The following is a 12,404-nucleotide window of genomic DNA, read 5'->3' as shown; positions in this document are numbered from 1 at the left end:
ATAACCTCGGTAACTTAATAATTATTTAGATAACAATGAATTAATTATATTCAAAAGTAACGAGCGATTTTACAAAAAAAATACACAAAATGTAAGTATCTTTACAGGTTAATAGCACAGAGTTCTAAAAACAACAAAACTGGAATATGATCAGAAAAAAATTATATTATTAAATATGATTCTTTTTTTAAAAAAGTATTATAGGCTAATTGATTTTTTGTGCTATAAAAAAGCTAAAATAAAATGCTATACTAATATTATTATGTATAGGAAGTATCGTTCAAGTGGTTTCAATTTACATTTGTTGTACTCCGTCATCATTTTATTCAATTTTTCAATGTTGAATGATTTGACTCTATATTCAATTTAATTCTGAGATGGTTATTATGGATAATTTACGTATTGTTCTAATTGTTGTTGCATCCTTAGTCATTATAGCTCTATTGATTCATGGTTTTTGGATCAATAAAAGGGAACTTTATTCTTTTGGTTCAGAAAAACGGAAAAAAAATCAGACAAATGCCCAACAACTTGAAAATAACTTCATTGATGTAATTGAAGATGATGTAATTTTGATCACTAAAAATAAAAAAAATATTGAAAACCAAGATAATACACCTAAAGAGCCAGTTGAGGAAGTTCCTCCTCAGCAAGAAGAGCTATTTGTAAATAATGATGAAGAACAAATTAATGATGAAACTATCGGTGAATCGAAACCAATTATTAAAATAAAGAACGATTCTTTCGACGATAAAAAATTACAAACAAAAAAACAACCACAGCAAACTACTCAAAATAACGAAGAGAAAACCGATAATAATCCGCAGGCACCAGCAAAAGATAGTAAAACTCAGAAAAGTAGTTTAAATAAATTCGACGAAGACAAAACAGAAATTATTATATTAAATATAAAAGGAATTAATGGTAATTTATTACAAGGAGATGTACTTTTAGCAAGTATTATGCAATCAGGTTTCCAGTTTGGTGATATGAGAATATTTCATCGCCATGTTGATCCCGCAGGTAATGGGCCTGTGCTGTTCAGTTTAGCCAATATGGTCACTCCTGGATACTTAGATCCTGAAACAATGCATGAATTTACCACTCCTGGTGTCTCTATTTTCATGGTTGCGCCTACCGAAGGCAACAACCAACAAAATTTCAAATTAATGCTACAAACAGCACAACGTATAGCCGATGATGTTAATGGTGTGGTTTTAGATGATGAACATCGTATGCTAACACCACAAAAAATTGATAGTTATAAAAATCGTATTAAAAAAGCCTGTAACGAAATTTAATCGCAAAAAATTTCAACAATTCTTTAATAAAATGCCACCAATCCTATTTGGTGGCTAGAAACAAAAATTTATATAATGCAGCTATGAATTGATTTAATAACTGTATACTTCATTAATTAAGCAATTTTGATGATTTTCCTATAAGCTACGTTTTAATTTAAGAGCCCATTATCATGCCACTATCAACTAAAACAGAACATTCAGCTATTCAATCAGATTCGATTGAAGATATCATAGAACAATTGACTTCACTGCGAAATTTAATCAGACATCATGAGTATTGCTATTACGTACTTGATGCTCCAGAGATCCCTGACTCTGAATATGATAAATTAATAAAACAACTGCAAAAGATAGAGCAACAGTTTCCAAATCTAATTACAACTGACTCTCCAACCCAACGAGTTGGCGGTGCGCCTTTAGCCCAATTTGCTTCAATCAAACATGAATTACCTATGCTTTCACTTGATAATGTTTTTGATGAGTCGAGTTTTATTGCCTTTAATAAGAGAATTAAAGATCGTCTTCATCTTAATGAAAACGATGAAGTTGAATATTGCTGTGAACTAAAACTTGATGGTTTGGCTGTGAGTATATTGTATGAAAACGGGAAGTTCTCAAAAGCGGCTACACGTGGCGACGGCACAACTGGAGAAGACATCACTGCAAATGTAAGGACAATTAAAACCATTCCTTTAGTATTAATTGGTGAAAATATCCCTGCCCGTTTAGAAGTACGGGGCGAAGTATTTATGACTCATAAAGGTTTTGCCAAACTTAATGCTGATGCAGAAAAACGAAACGAAAAAATATTTGCCAACCCCCGTAATGCCGCTGCTGGTTCATTAAGACAATTAGATCCTAAAATTACTGCTAAAAGACCGTTATCATTTTACTGCTATGGCGTTGGTATTATTGAAGGTAGTTTTCTACCTGATACTCACTATGATCGTTTAATGCAATTTAAAGCATGGGGATTACCTGTTAGTGATAAAGTAGAAAAACGACAAGGAGCCCAAGCTGCTTTAGACTATTTTAAACAAATCGGTGAACAGCGTATGTCATTAGATTTTGATATTGATGGTGTTGTCATTAAAGTTAATAGTATTGCACTACAAAATGAACTTGGCTTTGTTGCACGTGCTCCGCGCTGGGCAACAGCATTTAAATTTCCGGCTCAAGAAGAAGTAACACAATTAAATAAAGTGGATTTTCAAGTTGGGCGCACTGGAGCAATTACACCCGTAGCAAGACTTAAGCCTGTTTCTGTTGCTGGAGTTATTGTCAGTAACGCTACACTACATAATAGTGACGAAATAGCCCGATTAGGTATACGGGAAGGTGATTATGTAACTGTACGTCGAGCGGGTGATGTCATCCCTAAAATTGTTGCAGTCTTATTAGATCGAAGACCTACTGATACAAAAGAAATTGTTTTTCCCTCTCATTGCCCTATTTGCGGTTCATTAATTGTTCGAGATGAAGGACAAGCGATTTCACGCTGTGCAGGAGGATTAATTTGCCCAGCACAGCGCAAAGAGGCCTTAAAACATTTTGTTTCTCGACGGGCAATGAATGTAGATGGGATGGGTGATAAAATTATTGAACAATTAGTCGATAAAGATTATGTTAAAACTCCAGCAGATCTCTATAAACTTAATCTGCCTACCCTGTGTTCATTAGATAAAATTGGCGAAAAATCTGCCAATAACTTATTAAATGCGTTAAATGCTTCTAAAAATACCACATTAAGCCGATTTATATTTGCGCTTGGTATCCCTAATGTTGGTGAAGTCACTGCGGAAAACTTAGTTAACCAACTTGGGAGTTTATCGGCAATCGAAAACGCCTCTCTTGAACAACTACAAACAGTAAATGATATTGGTGTGGTTATTGCTGAAAGTATCATTGATTTCTTTCAAGAACCTCATAACCGAAATGTGATTGAGCAATTAACCAATGAAGAAATAAATATTCATTGGCAAGATATTACGCCTCAAGCTCAGACAACGATTGTTGATTCCCCATTTTCAGGTAAAACAATCGTATTAACGGGTACGCTATCGGTTTTAACAAGAGACGAAGCAAAGAATAAATTAAAACAACTTGGGGCTAAAGTGACAGGCAGTGTATCTAAAAATACCGATCTTGTCATAGCCGGAGAAGCAGCCGGCTCTAAGTTAGATAAGGCCCAAGAACTCGGAATTAAAGTCATTGATGAGCAAGAAATGTTAAATTTACTTGCCGAGTAAACATAAAAAATATTGGTTATCGAGGTTGAATTGATTAAAATAACGAATACCAAATAAGGAGAAAGTTATGCCATTACTAGATAGTTTTAAAGTTGATCACACCAAAATGAAAGCTCCCTTTGTTCGAGTTGCCAAAACTATGGCAACGCCAAAAGGCGATAACATAACAGTGTTTGATTTGCGTTTTACCATTCCCAATAAAGAACTATTACCTGAAAGAGGGATCCATACCTTAGAGCATTTATTTGCTGGATTTATGCGTGATCACCTCAATAGTAAACAAGTCGAAATTATTGATATTTCGCCAATGGGATGCCGTACTGGCTTTTACATGAGTCTTATAGGTAAACCAGATGAATCGTTAGTTGTTGATGCGTGGTTAAAATCCATGCAAGATGTTTTAGGAGTTAAATCGCAGAATCAAATTCCTGAACTTAATGAGTACCAATGTGGTACCTATAAAATGCATTCATTAGATGAAGCTAAAGCCATTGCAGAAAAAGTTATACAATCAGGTATCGGTATCTGCCGTAATGAAGAAATCGCTTTAACCGACGAACAGCTTGCTAACATTAATCACTAGGAGATTTTTATGCCAAATGTTGTTATTGACTTTTTAGAAGGTCGTACAGTAGAACAAAAAAGGGAAATGGCAAAACGTGTAACAGCAGCAATCGCTGAAACGCTTAATTGTAAACCAGAAGCTGTACAAATCATTATGCACGAAATATCAAAAGATCAGATCGCCAATGGTGGTGTACTTCGCTGTGATAACGAATAATCATAAAGGTAAAAATAGATCTTTATTTCTAAAATATAAAAAAACCTCGAAAAAAATATTTTTTGAGGTTTAGTTAAATTAAATCGATTCTTTTCAGTGTTATTGGCTAATGATTACAATTGCAATTACCATGATGTAAATGCAATAAATGTCCCATTTTATTCACTTTTGTTTCTAAATAATGTTCATTATTTGGATTTTCTCCAACTTCTAATGGCACTCTTTGTAAAATTTTAATGCCTGACTGTTCAAGGACTTTTATTTTTTCAGGATTATTCGTCAATAAACGAATTTGTGATACATCAAGTAAAGTTAATATATCAGCACACAAAGTAAAATCACGTTCATCAGCCGCGAAACCCAATTGTTCATTGGCTTCAACAGTATCAAAGCCTTTATCTTGTAGCGCATAAGCTCTGATTTTATTTAGTAAGCCAATATTACGGCCCTCTTGACGATGATAAATTAAAATTCCGCGACCTTCTTTAGCTATTTGTTTTAAAGCTGCTTCTAACTGAAAGCCACAGTCACAACGCAAACTGAACAAAGCATCCCCAGTTAAACACTCTGAATGAATTCTAGTCAGAACTGGAGCATCGCCAGATATATCGCCAAATACTAAAGCTGCATGATCTTTCCCTGTTGCAATTTCTTCAAATCCAACAATAGTAAAACATCCCCATGGTGTTGGTAATTTTGCTTGTGCAACATGTTTTAATTGCATTATCATCTCCGTTTAAATAAAACATAAATAGACTTTTAAAAAAAGCTATCTTCCATGCTAAACTATTTAGCAATTAGTGTTAAATTGAGTCTATAAATGGGGTTTGTAATAAAAAAAACAATGGCACCTTTAGCCATTATGTTAGTAGTACCATTAGTTATTATAGCCATAAATTGGCATTGGCAACCAGAATCATTAAATAATACATCAAAATATTTTTTCTTTATAACAGAAACTGCAAGTTTTCCTTGGGCGATTATTACATCAACCATTTTTTTTATGGTATTTTGTTATTTATTACCCAACAAAACCAAAACAAAGATTATTGCATTATGGTTTTGTCTAGTTTGTGCAATATTAGGTGGGCAAATAGTCAAAACCATTATAAAATCTCAAACAGCAGAATCAAGACCTTATGTACTTTGGATGGCAAAAGAATTTCATCTTAGCGACAAACAATTTTATTTATTACCTAAATCAGAAAAACAAAAAATTATTTCTGAAAAGTTAAGTAATTCAACTACCATTCCGAAATGGTTAGGTAAGCATTGGCAAAGTGAAACAGGCTATTCGCTACCCTCTGGACATACTTTATTTTCGGCGACATGGGCATTTCTTGCAATAACATTATTAGGATTTAGACGTCACTATATTATTGTTAACGCAATTATTGTATGGGCATTATTAATTGAAATTAGTCGATTAGCATTAGGTATGCATAGCCCGATTGATTTATTATTGGGTATTACACTTGCTTGGATCATTTCATTAATATGCTATTTTTATTCACGAAAATGGCATATAGTAGATAGATAATTTTTCAACTGATATTTTGTAAAAATGTTTAAGGTTATATAGACGTTTAAGTAAAATTAAAAAAATATAAAGGTCATTATTATGAAATTTGTTATATCAATTATATTGATAACTGCTATTTTCACTATATCTATAGCATTAGGTGCATTTAACGGTGAAGTTGTGTCTTTCAATTATTTGTTTGCTAAAACAGAACTCCGATTATCAGTTCTTTTAGCTATATTTTTTGGTTCTGGCTTTATTGTAGGTACAATATTAACAGGGATTCTTGTCATAATTTCTAAGCTACAACATTCATCCACTAAACGAAAATTGAATAAATTACAAAAAAAGTATGATGATAACCTAACAGATCATCAAAAATTAAGTTTAACTAAAATCAATCAAGAATAAATATTATGTTTGAACTGTTATTTCTGTTGTTACCTATTGCTGCCGCTTACGGCTGGTATATGGGCGACAGAAATGCAAAACAAAAATATATCAATCAATCTAATCGATTGTCACGTGAATATGTAGATGGTCTTAATTTTCTCTTGTCTAACCAAAAAGATAAAGCGGTTGATCTTTTCTTAGATATGCTTAAAGAAGACGAAGGTACGCTTGAAGCTCATCTAACATTAGGTAACTTATTTCGCTCTCGAGGTGAAATCGATAGAGCCATACGAATTCATCAAGCATTAATGGAAAGTTCCTCGTTGACATTTGAACAACGTCTTTTAGCCATCCAGCAATTAGGTCGTGATTATATGGGGGCTGGACTCTATGACCGTGCAGAAGAGATGTTTTTGCAACTCATTGATGAAGAAGATTTTCAACAAAATGCCCTACAACAACTTATCATTATTTATCAATCCACCAGTGAATGGATTAACGCAATTAATGCTGCAACTAAACTGGTCAAACTTGGCAACGAAAAATACAAAATATACATTGCTCAATTTTATTGTGAGTTAGCATCCCTCGCAATTGCCAATGATGATCTCGATAAAGCATATAGCTTATTACAAAAATCAGCAGCAGCGGATCCAAATTGCGCCCGCACATCATTAATGTTAGGTCGAATATTGATAGTGCAAAACAGAACAGAAGAAGCCATTGAATCACTTAAACAGATATTACAGCAAGATAAAGCATTCATTGGTGAAGCATTACCTTTATTAAATGAATGCTATAACAAATTGAATAAGCAAGAAGAATTTAAACAGTTTTTACAATTGTGTGTCGATAAAGACACAGGTAATGTGGCTGAACTAATGTTAGCTGACATTATTGAAAAACAAAATGGGCTTGATTCAGCCCAATACTATATGTACCGAGAATTATTAAAGCATCCTAATTTAAAAGGATTTTACCGATTAATGGATTATCACGTAGCCGATGCCGAGCAAGGGAAAGCCAAAAAAAGCCTTTTATTATTACGTAATATGGTTGGTGAACAAATAAAAGCTGTCCCGAATTATCGATGCCAAAAATGTGGTTTTACTGTTAATACTATCTATTGGCTTTGCCCTGCTTGTCGTTCCTGGTCAACCATAAAACCCGTCCGTGATTTTGAACAACATTCCTAAAAATAAAAAGAGATTATTATGTTTTTAATTGATTCTCACTGTCATTTAGATAGTTTAGATTTAAAAAGTAAAACTATCGAAGATATTTTACAACAAGCTATAAATAATGATGTTAAACATTGCTTAAGCGTGGCAACAACATTGTCAGGCTATGAAGCGATGAAGCATCTACTTATGCCTTTTAAAAAACAATGTTCCTTTTCATGTGGAATTCATCCTCTTAATTTAGATGATGAAAAATATGATGCAGATCGCTTTCAACACTTAGCTCAAGAGGATAATGTTGTCGCTTTAGGTGAAACAGGTCTTGATTACTATTATCAACAAGATAATTTAGAACAACAACAAGAAAATTTTAAAGAACATATTCGGTTAGGACGAAAACTAAGTAAACCTGTAATTGTTCATACTCGTAATGCAAAAGAAGATACTTTAAGAATATTAAAAGATGAACATGTCCATTCTGGTGTATTACACTGTTTCACAGAAGATATTGCTACAGCTAAACAGCTATTGGATATCGGTTTCTACATCTCTTTTTCAGGTATCATTACCTTTAAAAATGCCGAAGCGTTACGGGAAGTAGCAAAATATGTACCGCTCGATCGTATTTTAGTCGAAACGGATTCGCCTTATCTTGCTCCTGTCCCATATCGAGGAAAAGAAAACCAACCCGCATACGTGCGAAAAGTTGCCACTTATCTATCGGCATTAAAAGGTGTTACTTTAGAAGTGATAGCGAAACATACAACCGACAATTTTTGTCAATTATTCAACTTACAAGGGGTGTTAAATGAATAATAAATTAAATATAGATTGGGATGACTTCTTAACAAATTATTGGCAAAAAAAGCCAGTGATATTACGCAAAGCTTTTAGTCATTTTATTGATCCAATCACCCCTGATGAACTTGCCGGGTTGGCAATGGAAGAAGAGATTGAAAGCCGAATTGTTACCAATAAAAATGGCAATTGGGATGCTAAATTTGGTCCTTTTGATGATTTTAGTAACTTAGGCGAGGAGCACTGGAGTTTATTAGTTCAAGCGGTTGATCACTGGCACGAACAAGCTGCAACTTTAGTCGAACCATTTAAATGTATCCCACAATGGCAATTTGAAGATCTAATGATTTCTTATGCTACACAAGGTGCAGGTGTAGGTCCACATATCGATAATTACGATGTTTTTATTATTCAAGGTATGGGGCGTCGACGTTGGCAAGTTGGTGATCGTAATCCTAATTATAAACAATTCAGTGCCCATAAAGCGTTACTACATGTTGAAGATTATCAACCGATTATTGATGAAGAGATTACTTCTGGTGATATTTTATATATTCCAATTGGTTTTCCGCATAATGGTGTATCAATCGGTGAATCACTAAGTTATTCTGTTGGTTTTAGAACGCAAACATCACAAGAAATGCTTAGTGGCTTTGCAGATTATGTTATTGATAATTTACCAAATGGGATTTTTTACCAAGATCCAAATTTAAAATTACCTAAAGATCCCTACCGTATACAACCTTATGAATTAACCAAATTACAAGATCAAATCATTGATTTGATAAAAACACCCGATCTTTTTAACGATTGGTTTGGTAAACATATCACTTTACCGATGCACGAGCTTAATATTGTCCCTGTTGAACCTCCTTATGAATATGAAGAATTTAAAACAATCCTACAAACAGGAGCAGAATTATTCCGTGTACCAAGTATCCGAATTCTTAAAGTTGGCAATTTTGGTTATATTCATGGTGAAAAAATAGATTTACCTATGTCTGTTATCGATATACTTTGTCAAAACGAAATACTCAGTTATGAACATTTACAAAATGAAGAAACACAACAAGTATTACTTAATTTTGTTAATAAAGGCTATTGGTATTTTATTGATGAACAATAATATTATTTATCCGCCGATAATGAAATCGGTGGATAAAATAACCTTTTTAAGCTTTAGACTTGGCTTTTTTTAAGTTTTAAGTATATACTTTGCCCCGCTTTAGATTACCCCCCGTTTAATGGCAAATTAAACATCACAAAATGCTAACTTTTAGCAAAAAATCTATTTTCAATTACTAGAGGTATACATGAAAACTGAATCAAACTCAGTCAAGCAGGTTGAAAGTGAAAAAGCAACACCATACCAAAAGAAAACGCTTTTTGCATCGACTGTCGGTTATGCATTAGATGGCATGGATATGATGATTTTAGGTGTCTGTTTTAGCCTAATTTCGGTTTCTTTTAATTTATCCAAAACCGATCTAGGGACATTAACTTCTGTAACCTTACTTGGTGCTGTATTGGGAGGCATTTTATTTGGTGTTTTAGCGGATAAATATGGTCGAGTACGCGTGTTTTCATGGACTATATTAATCTTTTCTTTATTCACCGGTTTATGTGCAATATCCCCCAATTATGAAAGTTTTTTAATTTTCCGTTTTTTAAGTGGTTTAGGTCTTGGGGGTGAGTTTGGCATTGGTATGACACTCGTATCAGAAAGTTGGCCAAAGCACAAGCGCTCACGAGCAACATCGATTGTTGCGTTAGGTTTTCAAGCTGGTATTATCCTTTCTACTTTAACAGTCAATTTCGTTGGACAAGCTTATGGTTGGCGATGGGCTTTTGCCGTCGGGGTATTACCTGCACTATTTGTTGCTTGGACTCGAAAAGGTCTAGAAGAGCCAGAAATTTGGCAAAATTTAAAAGATCAGAATAAAAATGAAATTGCGGTTGGTAAATTGTTTAAAACACCAAAAACCACTGCAACTACTATTGGTTTAACAATTGCATGTGCGGTGCAAAATTTTGGGTTTTATGGTTTGATGGTTTGGATGCCAAGTATGATTGCTTCTGAACTAAAATTACCATTTAAAGATACTCTGTATTGGACTATCTCAACCACAATTGGTATGTCATTAGGTATTTTAATTTTTGGTTGGCTTTGCGATAAATTTGGTCGCCGCCCTTCATATATTATATTCCTTTTAATTTCAGCAATATCTATTTGGTTCTATTTCCAACAAACTGATATGATAATATTAATCATATTTGGTTCAGCAATTGGCTTTTTTGTTAATGGTATGATGGGTGGATACGGTGCCCTACTTGCCGAACATTATCCTACCGATGCCCGTTCAAGCGCTGAAAATATTATTTTTAATGTAGGACGAGGAATTGCGGGTATATCACAAGTTCTAATTGCTTATTTCGCAACGGTGTATTCAATTAGCTACGCATTAGCTCTATTATCCGCTACGTATCTATTATCAGCCGCAGCTTTTGTATTTCTCATACCAGAAACCAAAGGTAAAGCTTTAGAATAAAAGAGTAAAACTAAACAGGGCTATTGCCCTGTTAATATAATAGAATATTGATAACTATTTAAATTAATAAATAGCAACTTTAGTTAGTATTACATGAAGCAGGTGTCAATTTTACGCTAAATAATTTTTCATCATCAATATAATAATTGTGAACAGCGCCATTTGGAAAAGCATCCCGAAACTCTTTAACTTGCTGATTGTCGGTACAATAAACTTTCTTCAAATTTTCAGACGTCATTTTTTCTGTTTCAGAAATTTGTAATTGGTCTTTAGATGCCTTAATAACATATCGATAATTAATAGAATTATCATCTTTAAAAATATCGACTAAACTGGTTACGGAATCAACTTGATAAGGAAGAGATTTTTTCGCATCACTAATAATTATTTCTTGTGTTTTAGTTAGCTTTTCTACTTCATCTTTTTTTGCTTGCTCACTGTTATCACAACCAAACAATCCTAGACTTATTAAAACTAATGTTGTTATTTTTATAACTTTCATATTTATTCCTCAATTATTCATATTTTCAATATTATCAGATACTTTCTTAAGTATGTTTATGTATATAAAATATTGCTCTCTGTTAATCTCATTTAAAATTACAATCTAATAACAACATATTTATAATTTATAAAACAGGTTAACTTTTATAAATAAACCTAAGCAGCCAAAAATTGTTTTACATTAAAAACATCACAATTAAAAAGCATCCTAACTTTTAAAAAAGTGTGGCTTATTGTACAAAATAGCGGCTAAAACTCAATAATTATTAGCTATATGCTTAAAATAAAAATTAAATTTCTTGTCTACCTTTTTTAAATGCAAATTTAAACAAACTCAGGCGTATAACACATTGACAAAACACAAAATTATTTACGTAATTATTCATTCCTTTTTAAACAAAATGATGCAATTTTTGTTTACAATTGAAATAAAAGGGCTCTAATGGCCCTTTTATTAACAATAATTGATAAGTACAAAATTATTTAGCATCACAATCACTAGGTTTTAAATCAAGTGTTAAAACTTTTTCTCCATTTAGATAATAATTATGGCTTGCACCATTTGGAAAAACTAATTTTATGGCATTGATAGTCGCATCTTTACTGCAATAAAGGGTATGCAAACCATTTGAAATATTTTTTTGATTGCTTTCAGCTTGAAATGCGTCTTTAGTTATATTTTTTACATCATATTTATAACTAATAATATCGTTTCCTTTTGTTACATCGACTAATGTTGAATTTTGATCAACATCCAAAGGTAATTTTAAACTTAAACCTTTGATTATTGCATCTTGAGCAAGACTATAATTACCATCTTTTAAATTATTGAGGGCATCTTGAGTTGCAGATTTGGTTTGTTCATATAGTTCTGCTACTTTATCGCTAACCTTTGAACTCGTTTGCGCAACTTGTTCTTTGATATTATTAACTGTTGGTTTTGAATTATCACAATTTACTAAAAAAAGCCCCATCATTGCCAAAGTAATTACTTTAAATGTTCTCATTGTTCTGCCCTTATTGGTTATAAGTTCCGTATAGTTACTATTATGGTTTTGTATAATAGTGGTTAATTTAAAAGGAAATTAATTACTTAAACATGCAGTAAAAAGGCTCTTACAAG

13 protein-coding genes are annotated in these 12,404 nt (G+C 32.8%); 10 read left to right on the top strand and 3 right to left on the bottom strand.

Annotated features, from left to right (window positions below):
- Positions 1 to 386: 386 nt before the first annotated feature.
- The 4 genes from zipA to H3S73_RS02295 all read left to right on the top strand — a co-directional run bounded on the left by zipA (position 387) and on the right by H3S73_RS02295 (position 4,334).
- On the top strand, positions 387 to 1,301 hold the full coding sequence (gene zipA, locus H3S73_RS02310) for a cell division protein ZipA (RefSeq protein WP_198228531.1): 915 nt from the start codon (positions 387 to 389) through the stop codon (positions 1,299 to 1,301).
- 221 nt (positions 1,302 to 1,522) lie between these two features.
- Positions 1,523 to 3,553: an NAD-dependent DNA ligase LigA gene (gene ligA, locus H3S73_RS02305; protein WP_198235833.1), complete on the top strand. Its 2,031-nt coding sequence runs from the start codon at positions 1,523 to 1,525 to the stop codon at positions 3,551 to 3,553.
- Positions 3,554 to 3,620: 67 nt separating this feature from the next.
- On the top strand, positions 3,621 to 4,136 hold the full coding sequence (gene luxS, locus H3S73_RS02300) for an S-ribosylhomocysteine lyase (RefSeq protein ID WP_198228533.1): 516 nt from the start codon (positions 3,621 to 3,623) through the stop codon (positions 4,134 to 4,136).
- 9 nt (positions 4,137 to 4,145) lie between these two features.
- Entirely contained in the window at positions 4,146 to 4,334 is a 189-nt protein-coding gene (locus tag H3S73_RS02295) for a 2-hydroxymuconate tautomerase (RefSeq protein WP_198235795.1), read from the top strand.
- A gap of 106 nt (positions 4,335 to 4,440) precedes the next feature.
- Here the strand turns inward: H3S73_RS02295 and ribA are convergent, their stop codons facing one another.
- Positions 4,441 to 5,058 (bottom strand): GTP cyclohydrolase II, encoded by a 618-nt coding sequence (gene ribA, locus H3S73_RS02290; protein WP_198228536.1) that lies wholly within the window; start codon positions 5,056 to 5,058, stop codon positions 4,441 to 4,443.
- Positions 5,059 to 5,154: 96 nt separating this feature from the next.
- Here ribA and H3S73_RS02285 point away from each other — a divergent pair, with 96 nt between their 5' ends.
- The 6 genes from H3S73_RS02285 to H3S73_RS02260 all read left to right on the top strand — a co-directional run bounded on the left by H3S73_RS02285 (position 5,155) and on the right by H3S73_RS02260 (position 10,777).
- The gene (locus H3S73_RS02285; protein WP_198228538.1) at positions 5,155 to 5,874 is read left to right on the top strand and encodes a phosphatase PAP2 family protein; all 720 of its coding nucleotides are present in this window, start codon (positions 5,155 to 5,157) and stop codon (positions 5,872 to 5,874) included.
- Positions 5,875 to 5,955: 81 nt separating this feature from the next.
- Positions 5,956 to 6,267 carry a LapA family protein gene (locus H3S73_RS02280; protein WP_198228540.1) on the top strand — a complete coding sequence of 104 codons (312 nt, stop codon included), beginning with the start codon at positions 5,956 to 5,958 and terminating at the stop codon, positions 6,265 to 6,267.
- A 5-nt stretch (positions 6,268 to 6,272) separates the two neighbouring features.
- Positions 6,273 to 7,445: a lipopolysaccharide assembly protein LapB gene (lapB, locus tag H3S73_RS02275; protein WP_198235794.1), complete on the top strand. Its 1,173-nt coding sequence runs from the start codon at positions 6,273 to 6,275 to the stop codon at positions 7,443 to 7,445.
- Positions 7,446 to 7,463: 18 nt separating this feature from the next.
- Complete coding sequence (locus H3S73_RS02270; RefSeq protein ID WP_198235793.1) at positions 7,464 to 8,246, top strand: YchF/TatD family DNA exonuclease; 783 nt, start codon at positions 7,464 to 7,466, stop codon at positions 8,244 to 8,246.
- Positions 8,239 to 9,354, top strand: a complete 1,116-nt coding sequence (locus tag H3S73_RS02265; protein WP_198235792.1) for a cupin domain-containing protein — start codon at positions 8,239 to 8,241, stop codon at positions 9,352 to 9,354. Before H3S73_RS02270 ends, H3S73_RS02265 begins: the two co-directional genes overlap by 8 nt.
- A gap of 187 nt (positions 9,355 to 9,541) precedes the next feature.
- Positions 9,542 to 10,777, top strand: a complete 1,236-nt coding sequence (locus H3S73_RS02260) for an MFS transporter (RefSeq protein WP_065738808.1) — start codon at positions 9,542 to 9,544, stop codon at positions 10,775 to 10,777.
- A gap of 79 nt (positions 10,778 to 10,856) precedes the next feature.
- On the opposite strand, the gene H3S73_RS02255 is transcribed toward H3S73_RS02260, so the two are convergent.
- Together H3S73_RS02255 and H3S73_RS02250 are read right to left on the bottom strand one after the other, a co-directional pair.
- The gene (locus H3S73_RS02255; RefSeq protein ID WP_198235791.1) at positions 10,857 to 11,279 is read right to left on the bottom strand and encodes a hypothetical protein; all 423 of its coding nucleotides are present in this window, start codon (positions 11,277 to 11,279) and stop codon (positions 10,857 to 10,859) included.
- A gap of 481 nt (positions 11,280 to 11,760) precedes the next feature.
- Positions 11,761 to 12,288, bottom strand: coding sequence for a hypothetical protein (locus H3S73_RS02250; protein WP_086327314.1), 528 nt, complete (start codon positions 12,286 to 12,288; stop codon positions 11,761 to 11,763).
- Positions 12,289 to 12,404: the final 116 nt, after the last annotated feature.

It is taken from the genome of Gilliamella sp. B14384G12 (genome assembly GCF_016101825.1).
Taxonomy (GTDB): Bacteria; Pseudomonadota; Gammaproteobacteria; order Enterobacterales; family Orbaceae; genus Gilliamella; species Gilliamella apicola_N.
Note: the sequence above shows the minus strand (reverse complement) of the source record. Positions and strands in the feature narration are given on the sequence as shown.

Coding starts and splice junctions, on each gene's coding strand:
- H3S73_RS02265 (WP_198235792.1), top strand. CDS start 8,239: ATGAATAATAAATTAAATATAGATTGGGATGACTTCTTAACAAATTAT.
- H3S73_RS02260 (WP_065738808.1), top strand. CDS start 9,542: ATGAAAACTGAATCAAACTCAGTCAAGCAGGTTGAAAGTGAAAAAGCA.
- ribA (WP_198228536.1), bottom strand. CDS start 5,058: ATGCAATTAAAACATGTTGCACAAGCAAAATTACCAACACCATGGGGA.
- zipA (WP_198228531.1), top strand. CDS start 387: ATGGATAATTTACGTATTGTTCTAATTGTTGTTGCATCCTTAGTCATT.
- H3S73_RS02295 (WP_198235795.1), top strand. CDS start 4,146: ATGCCAAATGTTGTTATTGACTTTTTAGAAGGTCGTACAGTAGAACAA.
- H3S73_RS02250 (WP_086327314.1), bottom strand. CDS start 12,288: ATGAGAACATTTAAAGTAATTACTTTGGCAATGATGGGGCTTTTTTTA.
- luxS (WP_198228533.1), top strand. CDS start 3,621: ATGCCATTACTAGATAGTTTTAAAGTTGATCACACCAAAATGAAAGCT.
- H3S73_RS02270 (WP_198235793.1), top strand. CDS start 7,464: ATGTTTTTAATTGATTCTCACTGTCATTTAGATAGTTTAGATTTAAAA.
- H3S73_RS02285 (WP_198228538.1), top strand. CDS start 5,155: ATGGGGTTTGTAATAAAAAAAACAATGGCACCTTTAGCCATTATGTTA.
- H3S73_RS02255 (WP_198235791.1), bottom strand. CDS start 11,279: ATGAAAGTTATAAAAATAACAACATTAGTTTTAATAAGTCTAGGATTG.
- lapB (WP_198235794.1), top strand. CDS start 6,273: ATGTTTGAACTGTTATTTCTGTTGTTACCTATTGCTGCCGCTTACGGC.
- H3S73_RS02280 (WP_198228540.1), top strand. CDS start 5,956: ATGAAATTTGTTATATCAATTATATTGATAACTGCTATTTTCACTATA.